This window comes from Marinibacterium sp. SX1, from assembly GCF_050389775.1.
Lineage (GTDB): Bacteria > Pseudomonadota > Alphaproteobacteria > Rhodobacterales > Rhodobacteraceae > Marinibacterium.
Window position 1 is genome coordinate 3,656,929 of sequence record NZ_CP177144.1, and the last position, 18,983, is coordinate 3,675,911.

Annotated in this window: 16 protein-coding genes; all 16 read right to left on the minus strand. The window is 70.0% G+C overall.

Translation table 11 applies throughout. From position 1 onward, the window contains the following. Positions 1–5: 5 nt before the first annotated feature. A complete protein-coding gene (locus tag ACK3BB_RS16490) occupies positions 6–647 on the minus strand; it encodes a hypothetical protein (protein WP_428925729.1) in 642 nt (213 codons plus the stop codon). Further along, positions 644–2,308 carry a transporter substrate-binding domain-containing protein gene (locus ACK3BB_RS16495; RefSeq protein ID WP_428925730.1) on the minus strand — a complete coding sequence of 555 codons (1,665 nt, stop codon included), beginning with the start codon at positions 2,306–2,308 and terminating at the stop codon, positions 644–646. The genes ACK3BB_RS16490 and ACK3BB_RS16495 overlap by 4 nt, the downstream gene beginning before the upstream one ends. Then, complete coding sequence (locus ACK3BB_RS16500; protein WP_428925731.1) at positions 2,305–3,042, minus strand: methyltransferase domain-containing protein; 738 nt, start codon at positions 3,040–3,042, stop codon at positions 2,305–2,307. The genes ACK3BB_RS16495 and ACK3BB_RS16500 overlap by 4 nt, the downstream gene beginning before the upstream one ends. Then, positions 3,029–5,605, minus strand: coding sequence for an adenylate/guanylate cyclase domain-containing protein (locus ACK3BB_RS16505; protein ID WP_428925732.1), 2,577 nt, complete (start codon positions 5,603–5,605; stop codon positions 3,029–3,031). Before ACK3BB_RS16505 ends, ACK3BB_RS16500 begins: the two co-directional genes overlap by 14 nt. Positions 5,606–5,899: 294 nt before the next feature. Beyond that, positions 5,900–7,828 (minus strand): adenine deaminase, encoded by a 1,929-nt coding sequence (locus ACK3BB_RS16510; protein ID WP_428925733.1) that lies wholly within the window; start codon positions 7,826–7,828, stop codon positions 5,900–5,902. Then, complete coding sequence (locus ACK3BB_RS16515) at positions 7,825–8,484, minus strand: phosphoribosyltransferase (protein WP_428925734.1); 660 nt, start codon at positions 8,482–8,484, stop codon at positions 7,825–7,827. The genes ACK3BB_RS16510 and ACK3BB_RS16515 overlap by 4 nt, the downstream gene beginning before the upstream one ends. After that, on the minus strand, positions 8,481–9,374 hold the full coding sequence (locus ACK3BB_RS16520) for a nucleoside hydrolase (RefSeq protein WP_428925735.1): 894 nt from the start codon (positions 9,372–9,374) through the stop codon (positions 8,481–8,483). Before ACK3BB_RS16520 ends, ACK3BB_RS16515 begins: the two co-directional genes overlap by 4 nt. Continuing rightward, the gene (locus tag ACK3BB_RS16525) at positions 9,365–10,744 is read right to left on the minus strand and encodes a M20/M25/M40 family metallo-hydrolase (RefSeq protein WP_428925736.1); all 1,380 of its coding nucleotides are present in this window, start codon (positions 10,742–10,744) and stop codon (positions 9,365–9,367) included. Before ACK3BB_RS16525 ends, ACK3BB_RS16520 begins: the two co-directional genes overlap by 10 nt. Then, on the minus strand, positions 10,741–12,117 hold the full coding sequence (locus ACK3BB_RS16530; protein WP_428925737.1) for an amidohydrolase family protein: 1,377 nt from the start codon (positions 12,115–12,117) through the stop codon (positions 10,741–10,743). Before ACK3BB_RS16530 ends, ACK3BB_RS16525 begins: the two co-directional genes overlap by 4 nt. Further along, positions 12,114–13,181, minus strand: a complete 1,068-nt coding sequence (locus ACK3BB_RS16535; protein ID WP_428925738.1) for an ABC transporter ATP-binding protein — start codon at positions 13,179–13,181, stop codon at positions 12,114–12,116. Before ACK3BB_RS16535 ends, ACK3BB_RS16530 begins: the two co-directional genes overlap by 4 nt. After that, positions 13,178–13,966: an ABC transporter permease gene (locus tag ACK3BB_RS16540; RefSeq protein WP_428925739.1), complete on the minus strand. Its 789-nt coding sequence runs from the start codon at positions 13,964–13,966 to the stop codon at positions 13,178–13,180. Before ACK3BB_RS16540 ends, ACK3BB_RS16535 begins: the two co-directional genes overlap by 4 nt. Beyond that, positions 13,966–14,793 carry an ABC transporter permease gene (locus ACK3BB_RS16545; RefSeq protein ID WP_428925740.1) on the minus strand — a complete coding sequence of 276 codons (828 nt, stop codon included), beginning with the start codon at positions 14,791–14,793 and terminating at the stop codon, positions 13,966–13,968. Before ACK3BB_RS16545 ends, ACK3BB_RS16540 begins: the two co-directional genes overlap by 1 nt. 112 nt (positions 14,794–14,905) lie before the next feature. Then, on the minus strand, positions 14,906–15,931 hold the full coding sequence (locus ACK3BB_RS16550; protein WP_428925741.1) for an ABC transporter substrate-binding protein: 1,026 nt from the start codon (positions 15,929–15,931) through the stop codon (positions 14,906–14,908). Positions 15,932–16,210: 279 nt separating this feature from the next. Next, positions 16,211–16,813 (minus strand): alkylhydroperoxidase domain protein, encoded by a 603-nt coding sequence (locus ACK3BB_RS16555; protein ID WP_428925742.1) that lies wholly within the window; start codon positions 16,811–16,813, stop codon positions 16,211–16,213. Positions 16,814–16,836: 23 nt separating this feature from the next. Then, on the minus strand, positions 16,837–17,406 hold the full coding sequence (locus tag ACK3BB_RS16560) for a CMD domain protein (RefSeq protein ID WP_428925743.1): 570 nt from the start codon (positions 17,404–17,406) through the stop codon (positions 16,837–16,839). A 78-nt stretch (positions 17,407–17,484) separates the two neighbouring features. Then, positions 17,485–18,927, minus strand: coding sequence for an aminotransferase class V-fold PLP-dependent enzyme (locus tag ACK3BB_RS16565; protein ID WP_428925744.1), 1,443 nt, complete (start codon positions 18,925–18,927; stop codon positions 17,485–17,487). Positions 18,928–18,983: the final 56 nt, after the last annotated feature.

Below are 18,983 nucleotides of genomic sequence, written 5' to 3' on the forward strand. Positions count from 1 at the left end.
GGGCGCTAGGCCGCCCGTGCCCGGCCGTACCGCCGGCCCAGCCAGGCCACGACGGGCCGCATCAGGGCAAAGCCTGTCTGGAACACCAGGCCAAAGGCCAGCACGCCGATGCCGAAGACGACCAGCTTGTCGCCCAGGTCGGGCCAGCGGTCGGCCTCGCGCAGGACCACGGCCACGCCTTCGTTGACCCCGATCGCCGCGCCGGTGCTGGACGACATGACCAGCACCAGGAAGGCCCGCACGATGTTGGGCAGGAACAGCAAGGCGCCTTCGGCCGATCCCCGGCGCAGGCTGAGCAGCGCCTCGCTGCCGTTGTCGGCGGCATAGGACGCGGCATAGGGCACCAGCGACAGGGCGACGATCAGCGGCCCGGTGAGCTGCAGGTAGAGCCCCGCGATCACAAGGTCGGACGGGATGACATTGAGCAGGAAGAACATGACCACAAAGGTCGGCGCCGCGCGCATTACGCCCATCAACGGGCCGACCAGCCGTCGCCAGCCGCGCGATCCGGCCAGGGCCAGGGCCAGCGGCAGGCCCAGCACCAGCCCGAAGACCAGCGCCATGCCGGCGATGCGGAAATTCACCACCATCCCCCGGGCCAGGTCGCGCGGGTAATCCGAGGCCAGCAGTTCGCCCAGCAGGCTCATGACCGCCCCTCCGCAACGCCGCCGCCCGCGATGCGCGCACGCAGGCGGTTGCAGCCCCAGACCACCACCGACACGACGGCCATGTAGAACAGCAGGACCAGCGTATAGGTCGTGGCCCGCCCGGCGGCAAAGGACGTGATGTCGGTCAGCGCGGCCAGCAATTCGGGCGCGCCGGTAAAGCTGGCCACCGGCGTGCCCTTGGCCGCGTTGACCAGGAAGGACAGCAGCTGGGTGATCGACCGGGCCACCGCCGCGCGGTAGAGCGGCCAGCTCAGCCCCCGGCCCAGGCCTTCTTCGCGGCGCAGGCTGTCGGCCGCCTCGCCGATGGCCTGGCCCGCGTTGCAGCCGTTCATCAGCCCCAGCGCCACGATGGCCGCGCCCAGGGCCACGGCGGCCGAAAAGGTGAACAGGGCATGGGCGATGGCCGTGACGACAACCAGCGTCAGCAGCACGGGCGAGGATTGCAGCGTGACGACCAGCAGCCAGGCCAGCACCCGCACCCCGCGCCAGCGCACGGCCGACAGCCAGCCCACGACCAGCGCACAGGCCAGCGTGGCCACCAGCGCGCCGGCCACCAGGACCAGCGAATTGACCATGCCCGCCAGGAAAAGGTTCCAGGCCGGCTGGGTCATCAGCATCGGCAGGGTCGGCGCCACGCCCAGGGTCTCCTTGGACCAGGCCAGCGCGGCCTCGACCCGGGGCGCAAAGCGCGTGGGGTTAGGCGTGGCATCCAGCGCGGGGATCAGGCAGCCGGGCGACAGCCGGTCCGGATCGGCGCAGGCCGGGCTGGCCCAGAGCGCCTGCTGGTCTTCCAGGAAGGCCGTGAAGATCTCGTCGGCCCGGGCCAGGGCCAGGAAATCGCCGTCGCGATGCATGACCTGGCTGATCAGCTCCAGCGCCCTGGCCAGGTCGTCGGCACCGCTGCGGGCCACGGCCATGCCCCAGGGCACGGGGTCAAAGCCCAGCTTGGGCGTGAACCGGTCGGCGAAATCGGGATCGGCAAAGTAGGAGGCAAAGAAACTGTCGTCATGCGAGGCCAGCAGGCAGGTGCCGTCGCGCAGGGCGGCGGGCAGCCGCCCGGCCCCGTCGAACAGCATCACCCGCAGGTCGCGGGCGACGATCTGGGCATTGGCGTAATTGCCGATCGTCGTGCAAACCGTCCGGTTGCGCAGGTCGGGCCAGTCGGCCACGTCCAGGTCGCGCGGGCCGACGATGATGGTTTCCGACCGGTAGTAATGCGGGCGGATGAACCGGGCCTGGCCATCGCGGCGGGTGTTGTGGCCCATGGTCGCGATGACCACGTCCGCCCCGCCCTCGGCCAGGGTGGAAATCCGCGTGGCCGGGGTGACGGCCACCCATTCGGGCGTCACGCCCAGCCGGGCGGCCAGGATGCGGGCCACGTCGATGTCATAGCCGAAGCGTTCGGCGCCCAGCCGGGTCGCGAACAGCGGATAGCTGTCGCGCACGCCCACGCGCAATCGGCCCGAGCACAGCACCCGCACCAGGGCGTCTTCGGGCGCGGCGCAGGCCCCGGGCAGGTCGGCCCGGGTGCGGGCCAGCAGATCGGCCAGGGCCTCGTCCGGGGTCAGCGCCCAGCCGGGCACCAGGCAGGCCAGCCACAGCAAGGGCGCCAGCAACAGGGCCAGCCCGTGCCGCCTCACCCGGGGTGATCCGTCGGCGGACGGGCGCGGGAGCCGTCGGCCGGGTCCGGGTGATCGCCGGGCCGGGCGATCCGCAGCACCAGCACCTCGGCAAAGACATGGCCGCCGAACTGATGCAGGGTCGTTCCCATCTCGCGCGTCAGCACCGCCGGGGTCATGTGGGTGAGCTTTTCGCGGGCGATGGACACGGTCATGCCGTCGATCACCCGGGCCTCCAGCCCGTGGTCCCGGGCCAGCGCCCGGGTGGCCGGCAGCCCGACAAAGGCGTTATGGGCCACCAGCGCCATGCCTCCGGGCGCCAGGTGGTCACCCAGCCCGGCGATGACCGGATCGAGCAGCCGCCGCCCGTCATCGCCGCCATCGCTCCAGCTGGGCAGGCGCGTGTCGATGGCGGCGTGATCCATCGGGAAATGCGGCAGGTTGGCCAGCACCATGTCGAACCGCTCGCCCCCAAAGGGGCCAAACAGGCTGCCCGGCCGGATGTCGGCCACCGGGCCACCCGGCGGCGGCTCGGCCAGCAGGCGGGTGGTTTCGGCCAGCGCCGCCGGCTCTATGTCGACACCACAGAGCCCCGCCGCGCCGAGGTCACGCGCCGCGGCCAGCAGGACGCCGCCGCCACAGCCCAGGTCGAGCACCCGCGCCCCCGCCACCCGGTCGCGATGGCGCAGCAACTGGCGGATGACCAGCGCCGAATAGGCGCTGGGGCGAAAGGCCGTGGCATCAGCTGTCGTCACGGGCCACCTCTGCCAGCCGCGCCGGCGTCTCGCCGGTCAGCCGGTCGACATGCACCCGGGCCACCGGGTCTTCGGGCCGCAGGTCGAGCACCGCGCGGTAGCCAGCCAGCGCCCCGGCCCGATCCCCGGCCACCAGCGCATCGAAAGCCGCCCGCGTGGCCCGGGCCAGGGCCAGGTCGGCCGCATCGGGTTCCAGCTCGCCCCCGGCCTCGTAGGCGCCCAGAAGCTCGTAGACCGTGATCCGCGCCCGCCGGCCCTTGACCGACACCTCGTCGACCGGCCGCACGCACAGCCGGTCGCCGGCCTCGCGGAAGGTGTCGTGGCTGATGCAGATCAGCGTGCCGTATTCCTTGTTCAGCGCTTCCAGCCGGGCGGCGATGTTCACGCCATCGCCCAGCACGGTATAGCTCATCCGTTCCTTCGAGCCGACATTGCCCACCAGCACGCTGTCGGAATGGATGCCCACGCGCAGGCGCATCGGCGGGGCCTCGTCGGCCCGCCAGCCGGCATTCATGCGCTCCAGCTGCTGCTGGATGCGCAGCGCCGCGACACAGGCATGCCAGGCGTGATCATCGAGCGACGCCGGTGCGCCCCAGAAGGCCATCACCCCGTCGCCGACGAATTTGTCGATCGTGCCCCGTTCGCGGTGGACCTGCCCCGAGACCAGTTCAAGCATGGTCGAGATCCGTTGCAGCAGCTCGCGCGAGGCGATGCGCTCGGCCAGGGCCGAAAAGCCCTCCATGTCGGAAAAGAAGATCGTCAGGAACTTGCTCTGCCCGCCGATGTCCAGCTTTTGATCCGACATCAGCAGCTGGCGCACCAGGCCCACGGGCACGAAGCGGGCAAAAGCCTGGACGGCGATGTCGAGCGTGTCGATGGCCCGCGACAGCGCGGCGATCTCGCGGACCGAGGAGTGCACGGCCGGCAGGTCGTCCCCCGGTTCCAGCGCCTGGATGCGGGCGACCTTGGCCGACAGCCGGCGCAGGGGCGAGGCCACCAGGCTGGCCACCAGGTAGATGATCAGCAGCTGCACGGCCACGGCGACCAGGCCAAAGATCATCATGTGGCGGTTGTTGCGCGTCAGTTCGGCGGTGAAATCAGCCAGCGGCGTCAGGACCATCAGCCGCCAGGGCTTGCCAAGGTCATCGGCGAAGTCGGACAGGCCGACGATGTATTCCTGCCCCTCGTGGACATAGCTGAAGACCTCGTCGGCGGCCTGTTGCGGGCGGTTGGCATAGGCCAGGGCGACCAGCCGGTCGCCCAGGTCGGTGACATGCGGCAGGCGCAGGGCGCGGTTGTCGTCGCCGTATTGCATCGACCGGTCCGAAGCGGCCAGCACGTTGCCACCATCGTCGAGCAGGTAGCTGACGCTGTTGGGGCTGAGCGGGTTGTCGGCCAGGTAGGCCGAGAAATTGTCGAGCGTGACGTCGATGGCCACGACACCGGCCGGATCGACCGGCCCGCCCGCATCCTCGGCGGGGATGGCGGGCAGATCGGGGATATCGGCAATGACGGGCGCATCGGGTGCAACGCCCCCCGCAGGCGCATCGGGCATATCGGTCGCGGCGGGGGCATCGGGTGCGCCAGCCGGCGCAGGCGCATCGGCCCCGGGCGCATCGGCTGCTGCGGGGACATCCGCCCCGGCCGTCGTACCCGCTCCAGCGGCCCCGGCGGCCACAGCGGCTGCACCGGCCCCGGCGGACGCATCAGCTCCACCCGCCCCACCGGCCCCGGCAGACGCACCAGCTCCACCCGCCCCACCGGCCCCGGCGGGGGCATCAGCCCCATCCGGCCCGGCCCCCGGGGCCTGGCCAAAGGGCGCAGCCACGGTAAAGCCGACCAGCCCGAAGGCCCAGAAGATCTCGGGATCGGTCATCGTGGTCGTGCCGGCCTCGGCGGCCTGGCGATACCAGGGCCGTTCGCGCGGGTCATAATCTGTCCCGACCGCGACCTCGCCCAGCTCGCGGCCCTCGCCGTCGAGAAACACGTACCGGTCCAACAGCGGCCGGTCCGGCTCCGGTTCCAGCAGGCGCCAGGCAAATTCGGCCCCCGGCGGCGGCAGGCTGTCATGGATGGCAATCGAGGGATCGCTGATCCGGCGGGCCTGGCGGAAGGATCCGTCGGCCATGCCGACATAGGCGTTGATCGCGGTCTGGCTGTGCTGGAGGACGCGCAGCAGGTAGCCCAGCGACCGGTTGTTGCCGAAAAAGCCCGGCTCCTGCCCGCCCAGCTCGGCAGCGGTGGCGATCAGGGCGGTGAAGGTTCGGAACTCACCGGCGATGTCCTCGACCGTCTCGGCGCGGAAGGTTTCGACCAGGTCCATCGCATGGTCACGCACCACGCGGTCGGTCGAGCGGTAGTTGATCTGGATGATGGCCAGCAGGACCGGCAGGGTGATGGCCATGACCACCAGCAGGACGGCCGGTTTCAGCGGGATCGACCGGCCCCGTGGTTCGCCTGGCTCGCCGGCCGCCCCATCGGGGGTCTGCGCATGGGCCGGGACATCGGAGGTCCGGCCGGTGACCGGCGGGCCGGCCTTGGGGTCGATGGTTCGGCGCTGCATTCGACGGCATTCCGCTGGCACGGCGGCCGGCAGGCGGGGCCGGCGCTCCCTTGGCTATGGCCCGGGGTCAGCCAGGCCGGTCCGGTCTGCCTGCCGCGCGCCCCGCCCGCAGGGGGGCAAGAGCGCCGGAAACCGGGTAGAGCTGTCCTAACAGAAGGTTTTTCAACTGCATAGCCGGCTTGCCCCACCCCCGGTCGCGGCACGGCAAAGCGATGCGCTTTGCCGTGGACTTGTGCGCTGAACGCAACACCGGGCGGGCGGTGCGGCGGCGCGGGGGGCACCCGGGCCGGCGCGCTACCAGACCACCGGGTGGGTCTGGCCCGTCTGCACCTGCACCAGCCCCTGCGGCGCATGGGCCGAGGGCGCGACGAGGTTCCAGCGCCAGGGCGAACAGGTCAGCGTGGCAAAGGCCAGCCGTTCGGGAAAGCCCGGGCCCCAGCGGGGATGGAAGCTGGGCTCGAACATCCAGTCGACCTTGTCGCCCGCGGCATAGAGCGCGGCCATGTCGGCCTGCAGCGCCTCGGCCGGGCGGGCGGTCATCAGGCCGGCGATCTCGTATGCCACGGTGGCCACGACCTGGCCGTGATGAACCAGCACCCAGCCGCCGCCCATCTCGGCGCAGGTGTTGACGGCCAGGGCCATGGCCGCATCGCAGGAGCCGACGGCCCAGATGTTGTGCTTGTCATGGGCCATCGAACAGCACAGCGCCGTGCCGGGATCGCGCGGGCCGCAGCCCAGCCAGAACATGCGGGACACGCCGGCCTGGCCGGAATAGCGATCGACGATGGCGAACTTGGTGATGTTGCGGCCCGGGTCGCGCTGGACGGTGCCGTCGGCGACCGGCAGCGTGTAGGTCAGGAAATCGTCATCCCAGTGGAACGGGCGCAGCACGGCGGCGGACATGCTCTCCCGGCCTGCATCGGCCGGTATCGCGAAATCGGCGGCATCGAGCGGTCGGCCGATATTGACCGTCTGGCGGGCCCAGTCGGGCCAGTCGATCCGCGGCAGCGGCCCGATGTAGCGCGCGCCCTCGGAGACCTGGCGCCCGTCGGCCCAGACCTCGGCGATGCGGAAGCTGTCGGCATCCGACAGCAGCACCAGGTCGGCAAAGCGCCCCGGCGCGACCGACCCCACCCAGGGCGTCAGGCGCATGTGGCGGGCCGGGTTGATCGTGGCCAGCTGGACGGCGGTTTCCACCGGCAGCCCGGCCTCGATGGCCATGCGCACGTTGCGGTCCGTCGCGCCTCCGTCCAGCACGTCGGCGGCAGGGCGGTCATCGGTGGCCAGCGCCACCTGCGACCAGTCGCGCAGCCCGCGTTCGAGCAGCCCGGCGATGATCTCGGCCCCGGTGTGGATGCGGATCTCGACGAAAAGCCCGGCCTGCAGCTTGTCAAAGGCCTCCTGCGCGGTCCAGGCCTCGTGGTCCGAAGTGATGCCCGACGCCGAGAAGGCATTGATGTTGGGCAGGTCCCGGATGCCCGCCGCATGGCCTTCGACCACGGCCCGGGCCTGCCAGGTGGCCTCGATCATCGACCACAGCCGGGGATGGGCCGGGTTGGCTGCATCGCGCACGGCGGGCCAGTCCATGACCTCGTCCAGCCCGGCCACCATCAGGCTTTCGGCCAGGAAGCGGCTCTGGTCGTCGCCATCGAGATGGGCGCCGTGTTCCCAGGCCGTGGGCGGCACGGCCGAGCCGGGCAGCGGGAAGATCTTCAGCGGCGAGCCGGCGCGGCGGGCGGCCAGCCAGAAATCCAGGGTGCGGGCGGGCACGACGTTGGAAAACTCGTGGCTGGCCTCGCAGGTCCAGGTGTTGCCCCGGGGCAGGACCAGCGCGGCCTCGTATTCGGGGGTGACATGGCTGCTTTCGATATGCTTGTGCACCTCGCCCAGCCCGGGCACGGCCGACAGGCCGGGGCGGTCGATGGTCTGGCCGGCGGTGCCGGGATAGCTGCCGCGCGACCCGACAAAGGCCACCCGGCCGCGCCAGATGGCCAGCTCGACATCCGGGCGCCACAGGCCGCTGTGGGTGTCGAGCAGCCGGCCGAGGCGCAGCAGCGTGTCGGCCGGCGTCCGGCCCAGCGAGACGTCGATCAACTCGCGGCGCAGGGCGGCCTCGCCCGCGGCGGTGATTTCGCGGGTCGCGGGATCGGGGGCGGTTGCGGAGGTCGCGGCGTTTGCGGCGGCCGTCGAAGCAAAGCCGGAGGTCGGGGCGCGGTCGGTCACGGGGCCACCCACCCTGCCCCGGCGCGCGCCAGGATCGGCGTGCGGAAGGCCGCGCAGACGGGCATGTCGCCGACCTTGCCGGCCCAGCTCTCGCCCTGCAGCATCGCCGCGCCCAGGGCCACGGGCACAACCCCGGCCAGGGCCAGCACGTCCAGCACGGCGGCGATCGAGCTGCCCGTCGACAGCACGTCGTCGACCACGGCCACCCGGCGGCCGTCCAGCAGGGGCAGCATGCGCGGATCGAGATAGAGCCGCTTGCCCCCGCCCGGCGTGGTGATCGAGGACATCGGCACCGACAGGGCATCGTCGTACCAGAACTTGCGCGAATTCCCCAGCGGCACCATGCGCGGGTGGCCCAGCCGCCGGGCCACGGCCTCGGCCAGGGGCAGGCCCAGCGTCGGCACGGCCACGATGATTTCGGGCGCATGGGCGCGCAGGCCCTCGGCCACGGTCGCGGCCAGGGCGTCCAGCACGTCAAAGCTGGCCTGGTTGAGGATCAGCGAGGCCACGCCCCGGTCGCTGTCGGGCAGCGCCCGGATCGGCAGCAGGACCTGGCGCGGGCCGAGCGCCACGGCAAAGGTCTCCTGGTCGGGCTGGACGCCCGGATGCAGGTCGTCATGCAGGCTCTGCCAGACATCGAGGCGCATGGCGGTCATGCCGACAGGCCGTCCAGCAGGGCATCGCGCAGGGCGTCGGCCTGCAGGCCCATGGCCACGCGGATGCGGCAATCGCCGGGCACCAGCGCGCCGGTGTCCAGGTCGACGTCCAGCGCCCTTGGCTCGACGTGGAACAGCGCTTCGTGGCAGGCCAGCAGCGGCACGCAGGGATCGTGCAGCGGGCGGCTTTCGGCGCCCTTGGCCTGGTGGGCGGTCTGCACGAAATAGGCGTCGATCAGGTCGGCCGTGGCCCGGGCCGGGGCGTTGTCCGCCGCGCGCAGGCGGTCGAGATATGCCGCATCGGCGCGCAGCTGGCGGGTGGCGTCCAGCGGGATCAGCGTCAGGTCGAGCCCGGCGGCCAGCACGCGGGCGGCGGCCTCGGGATCATGGGCGATGTTGAACTCGGCCTTTGGGCCGACATTGCCCGGCTCGTCCACGGCCCCGCCCATGGCAATGACCCGGCGGATGCGCCGGGCGGCCTCGGGGGCATCGGCCAGCAGCAGGGCGACATTGGTCAGCGGGCCGAGGCAATGCAGGTCGACCGTGCCGACCGGCGCGGCCATCAGGATGCGGGCCATGGCCGCCACGGCGCCTTCGTCCGACGGCGGGGCCAGCGGATCGGGAAAGGCCACCCCGCCCAGCCCGTCATTGCCATGGATCGCGGTTTCCGAGCGCGGCTCGCGGCCCAGCGGCACATCGGCCCCGGGATGCACGGGCACATCCACCCCGGCCAGCGCCGCGATGCGCCCGGCATTGGGCGTGGTCACGCCCAGGCCGACATTGCCGCCCAGGGTGGTCAGGGCCAGCACGTCGAGGCCGGGATGGCGCAGGGCGTAGAGAATGGCGATGGCATCGTCGATGCCCGGGTCGGTGTCGATGATCACTTGCATGTGGCCAGCCTTTCGATGATCCGCACCCAGCTGCGCATGCCGCCGCGAAAGCTGGACAGGTCGTATTTCTCGTTCGGCGAATGGATGCGGTTGTCGAACCGGCCAAAGCCGACCAGCAGGGCATCCACGCCCAGGGCGTCCTTGAGCGCCCCGATGATCGGGATCGACCCGCCGGTGCCGCAGGTCGTCGACCGGCCCCATTCGGCGGCCAGCGCATCGAGCGTAGGCGCCAGGAAGCGGTTGGACGGGTCCATCGCCCAGGCCGGGGCCAGGCCGTGGTCTTCGAAGGTGACCGTGCAATCCTCGGGCAACCGGCTTCGTACGTGCGCCAGAAAATTCGTACGAATTTTCTCGGGCTCCTGCCCGGCGACAAGGCGAAACGAGACCTTGGCATGAGCTTCACAGGGGATCACCGTCTTGAAGCCCGGATCCGTGTAGCCGCCCCAGATCCCGTGGATCTCACACGAAGGCCGCGCCCAGACCTGCTGCAGCACCGGCCGCCCGGCCTCTCCGGCCGGCACCTTCAGCCCCACGCCGGTCAGAAAGCCTTCCTCGTCGAACGGCAGCGCCGCCCATTCGGCGGCAGTCTCCGGCGCCAGCTCCTCGACCCCGTCATAGAAGCCCTCAATCGCCACGCCTCCGTCCGGCGTCCGCAGGCTGGCCAGCACATCGGCCATCACCGCCAGCGCATTGGCCGCGGCATTGCCGAACATGCCCGAATGCAGGTCGCGGTCGCCGGCGCGGATGGTCAGCTCCTGCCCCACCAGCCCGCGGAACATGGTGGTCACCGCCGGCGTCTCGCGGTCCCACATGTCGGTGTCGCAGACCAGGATGATGTCGCATTCCAGCTCACTGGCCGATTGTTCCAGGAACCCCGGCAGCGACCGCGAGCCGCTTTCCTCTTCGCCCTCGAACAGGAAGCTGACCCGGATCGGCAGGGCGCCGACGGTCTCGACATAGGCCCGGCAGGCCTCGACAAAGGTCATCAGCGCGCCCTTGTCGTCCGAGGCCCCGCGCCCGACGATATGGGTATCGCCGTCGACCGGTTTCAGCACCGGTTCGAACGGGTCGGTGTCCCACAGGTCCAGCGGATCGGCGGGCTGGACATCGTAATGGCCGTAGAACAGCACATGCGGCGCATCGGCCGGACCCGGCAGATGGCCCACGACCATCGGATGGCCGATGGTCGGGCAGACCTTTGCCTCGGCGCCCATCTCGCGCAGGGTGGCGGCCAGCCAGTCGGCGGCCCGGGCCACGTCGGGGGCAAAGGCCGGATCGGTCGACACCGAGGGGATGCGGATCAGCTCGAACAGCCGGTCCAGCCGGGCCTGCATCGTGTCATCGATATGGGAAAGGATCTGGTCGGTCATGTCTTGGTCCTGTCAATCTCGGCGATGCGCGCCTTGAAGCTTGTCGCCACCTGCAGCGCATCGGCCAGCGCCTTGTCGGCGTCCAGCCCGGTCAGCCGGCGGTCCTGCATCAGCCACCTGCCGGCGACCATCGTGGCGCGCACATCCGTCGGCAGGGCGGCAAAGACCAGGGCCGAGGCCAGGTCGTAGATCGGGTGCAGCCGGGGGTCATCCAGCGAGATGCGGACCAGGTCGGCCTGCTTGCCCGGCTCGATCGAGCCGATGCGGTCGTCCATGCCCAGCACCCGGGCGCCCTCGATCGTGGCCATGCGCAGAACGTCGATGCAGGGCAAGGGCTTGCGCGATCCGCCGGCGATCTTCTGGAACATCGACGCCGGGGCCATCTGGGCAAAGAGATCCAGCGTGTTGCCCGACATCGGCCCGTCGGTGGCGAGGCCGACGGGAACGTCGGACGCGCGCAGCGCGGTCACCGGGGCGATGCCCCGCCCGGCCTTGCCGTTCGACCGGGCGTTATGGGCCACGCCCACGCCCCGTTCGGCCAGCAGGGCAATGTCGCCTTCGGTCGGGTACATCACATGCGCGGCCACCAGGGCCGGGCCCAGCAGCCCGGCGCGGTCGGTCACCTCGACCGTCGTGCAGCCGTGGGTCCTCTGGGCCCAGTCAAGCTCGGCATGGGTTTCGGCCAGGTGCATCTGGACCGGCAGGCCGGGATGATCGGCCGCCCATTGCGCCACCCGGCTCATCACCGCCAGGTCCGTCGAGTAGGGCGCATGGGGCGCGGCCGAGGCCGTGATCCGGGGATGGTCGCGATACAGATCGGCCAGCGCGTCGAGCCGCGCAAAGCCCTCGTCCATCGTGTCATGGTCGGGCGCGTCGAAATCGGCCAGGGTCTGGCCGACCACCCCGCGCAGCCCGGCGGCGTCCAGCACGGCGCCGACCCGGTCCTCGAAATAATACATGTCGGCCACGGTGGTCACCCCGGCCCGGATCGTCTCGACCGCGGCCAGCCGGGTGCCGGCCTCGACCACCTCGGCCGTCACCAGCGCCCGTTCCAGCGGCAGGATGTAGCGGAAGAGCCGGTCGTCGACATCCTCGCCCAGGCCCCGGAACAGCGTCATGGCCAGGTGGGCATGGGGGTTGACCATGCCCGGCATCAGCAGGTCGCCGGCCATGTCTTCGGCCGGCAGCCCGGCCAGGGCGGCGGGCGCATCGCCCTGCCCCAGCGCCGCGATCCGGTCGCCGGACAGGGCGACCCAGCCGCGCCCGATCTCGCGGGCCTGCGCATCCATGGTCAGGATGCGCGCATCGACCAGCAGGCGATCGGCCACGAGACCCGACGCATCGCTGCCCGGGCGCGGGTCGGCCGGGCTCATTCTTCGACCGGCAGCAGGCAGCACTGGTCGGGCTGGGGCACCAGCACCGCGCCCATGCCGCTGTCATAGGGCGCCGACAGCGGGCCGTTGGCCATGACCGACACGCCGCCGACGGTCTCGCACTGGTACTGGTAGGCCCGGCCCAGGTAGGTGCGCAGGCCCAGCCGCGCCGGAATGCCCGACCCGGCGCCCTCGGGCGTGACCAGCAGCCCGTCGGGCCGCGCGGCCAGGATGAAATCCTTGCCCGGCACGGTGAATTGCCCGCGCGGCAGGTCCAGCGTGCCGCCGCCCTCCATCTCGGCCCGCACGGCATCGCCGGCCTCGGCCACGACACGCAGGCGGATCATGTTCTCGAAGCCCACGAAATCGGCGACAAAGGCATTGGCCGGTTTCGAATAGAGCACCTCGGGCGTGTCCAGCTGCATGATGCGCCCGGCATTCATGATCGCCACCCGGTCCGAGATCGAAAACGCCTCTTCCTGGTCATGGGTCACGTAGACGGCCGTCGTGCCGTTGGCCTGTTGCAGCCGGCGGATCTCGACGCGCATGTCGACGCGCAGCTTGGCGTCGAGGTTCGACAGCGGCTCGTCGAACATCAGCAGCGGCGGTTCGATGACCAGCGCCCGGGCCAGGGCCACGCGCTGGCGCTGGCCGCCCGACAGGTTGGCCGGATGGCGGTCGGCCAGGGCGTCAAGCCCGACACGGCCGATCATCTCGTCGGCCCGGGCATTGCGCTCGGTCTTGCCGACGCCGCGCTGTTTCAGGCCAAAGGCCACGTTGTCGCGCACGGTCAGGTGGGGGAACAGCGCATAGGTCTGGAACACCAGCCCGATGTTGCGGGCATGGGCCGGCAGGCGGGTCAGGTCGCGGTCGCCCAGCCGGATCGTGCCGGCCGTCGGTTGCAGGAAGCCGGCCACCAGCCGCAGCGTGGTGGTCTTGCCGCAGCCCGAGGAGCCCAGCAGCGAGACAAGCTCGCCCTCGCCCACGTGAAGGGAAAGATCCTCCAGCACCTTGGTGGAGCCGTAATGGGCGGAGACGTTGTCGAGGGTCAGGGATACGGTCATTTGGTCAGGAAGGTCAGGCCGAGGGTGCGTTCCACGATGGCCATGACGGCCACGGTGACGAACATGAGCAGGACCGAGACCGACGCGATGGTCGGATCAAAGAACTGTTCCATGTGAGCGAGAAGCTGGATCGGCAGGGTGGAGACGCCGGGCCCGGTCAGGAAGATCGACACCGAGACGTCATTGAGAGAGGTGATGAAGGCCAGGATGAACCCGGCGATGATGCCGGCCTGGATATTGGGCAGGACGGCGACGAAGAAGGCCTTTGTCCGGGTGCAGCCCAGCGACACGGCGGCCTCTTCGATGGAAAAATCGAAATTGTTCAGCGAGGCGCCCACGACACGGACGCAATAGGGCAGCACCAGCAGGGCATGGCCCACCAGCAGCGACAGGGTGATCGGCAGGCCCAGCCCGGTGGCCAGCGATTTCATCAGCGAAAAGCCCAGCACGATTTCCGGGATCAGGATCGGCAGGACAAAGACATTGCCCAGGAACCGCGGCACCTCGACCCGGTAGCGGGCCAGGGCATAAGCCGCCGGAATGCCGATCAGCATCGACAGGGCGGTGCCGCCCACGGCCAGCATGAACGAGGTCATCATCGTGCGCCGGAAGGCCGAGATCTCGAAGATGTTTTCGAACCAGTGCAGGGTCAGCCCCTGCGGCGGGAAGGTCAGGTAGCTGGTCTCGGACAGGGCCGAGCCGATGATGATGACCAGCGGGCCCAGCAGGAAGAAGAAGACCAGGACCGCGAAGGCGATCAGAAGGGGATGGGTACGTGTCTGCATCAGCCGGCCACCGGGTTCAGTCTGCGCGCCAGGTTCGACATGATCATGACGGTGGCCAGCGTGACCACGACCATGACGGCCGCGATGGTCGAGGCTCCGACCCAGTCGAATGTCACCATGGCCCGTTGGTAAAGGAAGGTGCCCATCATCATCTGGCGCTCGCCGCCCAGCAGCTGGGGCGTGGCATAGGATGTGAAAGACCCGGTGAAGACCAGCACCGATCCCACGATAAGCCCGGGCACGGCCATCGGCAGGATGACCTGTCGGAACGTCGCCGCGGGCGTGGCGCCCAGCGAGGCCGCGGCATCGGTCAGGTCCTGCGGGATGCCTTCGAGCACGCCGACCAGCGTCAGGATCATCAGCGGCACGAAGAGATAGATCATCGCCACGATGACCGACCCTTGGGTATAAAGCATCGACAGCGGCTCGGTGATCAGCCCGGTCCAGATCAGGAAATTGTTCAGGATGCCGTTCTTGCCCAGGATGACCAGCCAGGCAAAGGACCGCACGACCACGCCGGTCAGCAGCGGGAAGACCGCCGCGATGATCAGCAATGACCGCGCCCGGCCCGGCGCCTTGGCCACGACCCAGGCCGTGGCAAAGCCCACGGCCACGGACACGACCGTGGTGATGACGGCCACTTCCATGGTCCGCCACAGGACGGTCATGCGGAAGCGCGAATTGAAGAAGGTGGCATAGGGCGCAAGGACCCCGTTGGGATCGCCGAATGTGGTGGCGAGCGTCGAAAGCACGGGCAGGACCAGGAACAGCACGACCAGCAGGGTCGCGGGGGTCACGAGCAGCCAGGCGCGCAGGCGGGCGGGCATGATGGTACCTCGGTGGTCGGTGGGTGCGGATCCTGGCCGCACCCGGCAGGGCGGAAAGCAAACGGGCGGTCACTCTGGCCGCCCGTCGCAAGGTCGAAGGCGAATTGGCGCCTTACATGCCGAAAATCTCGTTCCAGCGGTCGATCCAGTCGGTCTTGGCCGCGTTCATCTTGGCATAATCCATGCGGTTGAGCGAGGCGATCGCCTCGGGGCCATAGGTCCAGATGGAGGCCTGTTCCGGGGTCAGTTCGACCTCGGTGTTGACCGGCGCATCGACGCCCTGTTCCCCGTTCACCTGCTGGACCTCGGTCGACAGGATGAAGTTGATGAAGTCATAGGCCAGGTCGACATTGGCCGCGCCGGTGGGGATGTTCACCGTGTTGAGCGTGGCGATGTCGCCGTCGTCCAGGTCGGCCCAGACCATCGAGGGCACGGCCGCCTGCATCGAGGCCAGGGTGAAATCCTGGGCGATGGCCACCGAGGCCTCGCCGGTCGAGATCAGGTTCACCATTTCCGACCCGGTGTTGTAGTTCTTCACCGTGTTGGGCTTGAGTTCTTCGATCGCCGCGAAGGCCGCGTCGGTGTCGTCGTAGGCGTCGACGCCGGCATGCTTGCCGGCCATGACAACGACCATCGGGCCGGCGGTCGTGGTGATCCCGGGCAGGGTCACGGCGCTGGCCAGGTCTTCGCGCCACAGGTCGCCCCAGGACGTGATCGGCTCGACTTTCTCGGCATCATAGACGATGCCCGCGCGGCCGACGGCATAGGCCGGGCCGTAATTGCCCTGCGGGGCCTGGGCGATGTCATAGAGCTTTTCGACATTCGGCAGGCGCGAGCGGTCCAGTTCCTGGAAGATGCCGCTTTCGATGCCCAGCTGGGAATAGCTGTCGGTCAGGTAGATGACGTCGACGCCCTTGCCGCCGCGGGCGGTCAGCTTGCCCAGCCGGTCGGCGTTGTTGCCGGTTTCAAAGACCACGTCGCAGCCGCATTTCTCCTTGAACGGCTCGATGATGTTGGCGTTCAGCTTGTCGCCGTTATAGCCCCACCAGGAAATGGTGAGGGTTTCGGCCCGGGCCATGCCGGCCATCGCGGCCGATGCGGCCAGCGCGATCGCCGAGATCTGCAAAGTGGTTTTCATGAAAGGTCCCCGCAGGAAGTTGGTCGTGATCATTCGCATGTTCTTTTTTCGGATCGGACCGGCCTGGCAAGCCCGGCCCGGAATCATTGTGACACGAACGATGCAACATCGACCTGTCTGCCCAAAAACCGGGCAGCGCGCAACCTCCTCGGGCCCTGCGGGCCGAATCGCCGTGTCGTCCTGCCCCGGCGTGTGCGCCAGCCGCGCCCTGCCCGGCCCCCCGGCCCTCTGGCCCGGCGCGGTGCCGCCCGCCCCATAATGGGCCGGGCGGCGATATGCTCAGCCCCCGGCCGGCGGCGTGGGCAGGCCCAGCGACAGCATCAGCCGGTTGGCCCAGTTGAAGAAGGCAATGGCATAGATCGCATCGGCAATGCCCTGGTCGTCGATCCCCGCCGCGCGCAGCGCCGCGACATGGTCGGGACCGAACCGCGAGGGCGTGGCCGACAGCGCGGCGGCGGCGTCGATGATGGCATCCCAGCGCGGATCGATCCGCGCGCCCACCCCGTCGTCCAGCAGGCGCTGCACGTCCTCGGGCCGCTTGGAATGATGGGCGGCGAAACGGGCATGGACCGAGGCGCAGAAGATGCAGCCGTTGAACCGCGAGGCGGCAGCGGCGGCCAGTTCGCGATCGGCCCGCGGCAATCCGGCCTCGGGATTGTAGAAGATGTCCATGTCGGTGCGCGTGCGGTATTCCAGGATGTCCGGGTCGCGGGCCAGCAACATGAAATAGGGCATCTTGGACCGAGATTTCTGAACCAGCGCCTCCCATTGGCGTTCGGTCAGATCGGGCTCTTCCAGCGGCGCCAGCCAGGGCAGCCAGCCCAGCTCGTCGCGGGTAAAGGCATCGGGCTCGGCATGGTCATGGGTCAGGATGTCGGTCATCGGGCTTTCCTTCGCAGAGGCACTCACAGCGTTGCGGCCAGGGTCTTCAGACCGGCAGCGGCGCGGATCTGGAAACACAGGAACGACACCAGCTGCGACAGGGTGACGATATCGGTGGCCGACCAGCCGGCCGCGGCCAGCCGTTCCATGTCGGCCCGGGCGGCATCGCGCGGATGAAACACCAGCATGTGGACATAGTCGAAGGCCACGGCCAGCCGCGCGCCAAGCGCCCCGGCATCGGCGGCAAAGACCGGCCCGGGCTGGTCCTCGGCGCTGAGCGGGCCGGGCGGATAGGCGCCATAGGGCCCTTCGGCCAGCCCGCTCAGCGTGGCCTCGGCCACGGCCGGGGCCAGCTCGGCGGCCTCCGACCCCTCGAGCAGGGCGGTGTAATGGCCGGTCGCCGGCCCGTCGCGGTGCAGCCCGGCCACAAAGGCCGCCACGGCCAGCCGCTCGGACAGGGGCATCATGCCCGCCGCCGGGGCGCCCATCAGCGCGTAATGGCTCTTTTGCGCATTCTCGCGGGCCACCGGCCGCGCCGCGCGCATGTGCGCGTCGGGCGCCAGCCCGGCAAGAAGGTCGATCACGTCAATCATCTGGTCTTCCCTTGTGATATCCGGCCGGAAGCGCCCGCGCCGGTCTGTCTCCGTCCCGGGCTGGCCGGCGCCGCGCGACTATTCCGCCGCATCCAGCGGGCGGAACCGCGCGGTGGCCATGTCCGAGGCATAATGGCAGGCCAGCTCGGGCGCCTGGCGGGCCAGGCTGGCCACACCGTCGATGATGCGCCCGGCCTGGTCGTCGCTGAGCAGGTAACCCAGGTTGAGCCGCACCCAGCCCGGCCGGTCAAGCTCTTGCCCCGCGCCCAGCCGGTCGAAGATGCGCAGCGATTCCGCCCGGTCGAGATCGAGCAGCCGATGGGCATAGGGCCCCGCGCAGGCACAGCCGCCCCGGGCCTGTATCCCCCTGAAATCGCTGAGCATGCGCGTGAAGAGCTGGTGATGCACATGGCCCCCGCCCGGCGCCCGCACCCGGAACGAAAAGACCGGCAGGGCATTGGCCGCCCGGGGATTGCCCAGCAATTCGATCTGCGGCACCGCGCGCCAGGCGTCCAGCGCGCGCTGGCGCAGGGCCGCATCGCGGGCGGCGATGACATCGGTGCCCACGGCCTCCTTGACCATCAGCGCCAGCGCCGCGCGGATGTCGGCGATGATGTTGGGCGTGCCGGCCTCTTCGCGCGCCTCGATGCTGGCGCTGTAGGCGTGATCCCAGGGCGAGACAAAGCGCACCGATCCGCCGCCCGGGGCCGTCGGCCGGGCCCGGCGCGGCAGAGTGTCGCGCAGCAGCAGCACACCGCTCGATCCCGGCCCGCCGGCGAACTTGTGGGGTGAAAAGACAATGGCATCCTTGGCCGTCTCGCCCTGCCCCATGTCGATGGGCACATAGGGCGCGCAGGCCGCGTAATCCCAGACCGCCAACGCCCCGGCAGCCTTGATCTGGCGGGTCAGTTCCTCTGTATCCGCAAGGATTCCGGTGACATTCGACGCCGCCGACAGGGCCACGACAACCAGGTCGGCCCCCGCCGCCGCCGACAGCGCCGCGGCCAGCGCCGCCCGGTCCGGCCCGCCGTCCTCGGCCTCGGCCAGCTCGACCACATGCGCCCCGGTCTCGCGCCACGGAAGGATATTGGAATGGTGCTCGTATGGGCCTATAACGATCTCCGCACGGCCCCCGTCCGCCACCAGAGCGGCAACGTCCAGCAGACCGACGATGCGGTTTATCCCGCCCGTCGCGCCCGAGCCGGCAAATATCACGTGGCAATCCGGCCCGCAGCCGGTCATCCGGGCAATCTCGGCCCGGGCGGCCTCGCGCATCCGGGTCATTGCCGCGCCGCAATAGGACGCTTCGGTATGGCTGTTGGCATAATAGGGCAGGACATGGTCCGCCACGAAATCCTCGACCTGGCGCAGGGCGCGCCCGGACGCGGTGTAATCGGCATAAAGCAGGGCCTGCCGGCCAAAGGGCGTGTCGATGGCGATTTCATCGCCGATCAGCCCGGCGCGCAGCGCCGCAACAGGATCGGGCCTTCGCAGGGCGTCGCGGAAGGGGGCGAATGGCATGGAATGTTCCGGGTCTCGAGAGAAGGGTTGGTGGCACGGAATTGCGGTCTGGGGAC

Excerpts from the sequence above, each read along its gene's own strand:
- ACK3BB_RS16490 (WP_428925729.1), bottom strand. The coding sequence starts at position 647 with ATGAGCCTGCTGGGCGAACTGCTGGCCTCGGATTACCCGCGCGACCTG.
- ACK3BB_RS16505 (WP_428925732.1), bottom strand. The coding sequence starts at position 5,605 with ATGCAGCGCCGAACCATCGACCCCAAGGCCGGCCCGCCGGTCACCGGC.
- ACK3BB_RS16515 (WP_428925734.1), bottom strand. The coding sequence starts at position 8,484 with ATGACCGCCATGCGCCTCGATGTCTGGCAGAGCCTGCATGACGACCTG.
- ACK3BB_RS16520 (WP_428925735.1), bottom strand. The coding sequence starts at position 9,374 with ATGCAAGTGATCATCGACACCGACCCGGGCATCGACGATGCCATCGCC.
- ACK3BB_RS16525 (WP_428925736.1), bottom strand. The coding sequence starts at position 10,744 with ATGACCGACCAGATCCTTTCCCATATCGATGACACGATGCAGGCCCGG.
- ACK3BB_RS16530 (WP_428925737.1), bottom strand. The coding sequence starts at position 12,117 with ATGAGCCCGGCCGACCCGCGCCCGGGCAGCGATGCGTCGGGTCTCGTG.
- ACK3BB_RS16535 (WP_428925738.1), bottom strand. The coding sequence starts at position 13,181 with ATGACCGTATCCCTGACCCTCGACAACGTCTCCGCCCATTACGGCTCC.
- ACK3BB_RS16540 (WP_428925739.1), bottom strand. The coding sequence starts at position 13,966 with ATGCAGACACGTACCCATCCCCTTCTGATCGCCTTCGCGGTCCTGGTC.
- ACK3BB_RS16545 (WP_428925740.1), bottom strand. The coding sequence starts at position 14,793 with ATGCCCGCCCGCCTGCGCGCCTGGCTGCTCGTGACCCCCGCGACCCTG.
- ACK3BB_RS16550 (WP_428925741.1), bottom strand. The coding sequence starts at position 15,931 with ATGAAAACCACTTTGCAGATCTCGGCGATCGCGCTGGCCGCATCGGCC.
- ACK3BB_RS16555 (WP_428925742.1), bottom strand. The coding sequence starts at position 16,813 with ATGACCGACATCCTGACCCATGACCATGCCGAGCCCGATGCCTTTACC.
- ACK3BB_RS16560 (WP_428925743.1), bottom strand. The coding sequence starts at position 17,406 with ATGATTGACGTGATCGACCTTCTTGCCGGGCTGGCGCCCGACGCGCAC.
- ACK3BB_RS16565 (WP_428925744.1), bottom strand. The coding sequence starts at position 18,927 with ATGCCATTCGCCCCCTTCCGCGACGCCCTGCGAAGGCCCGATCCTGTT.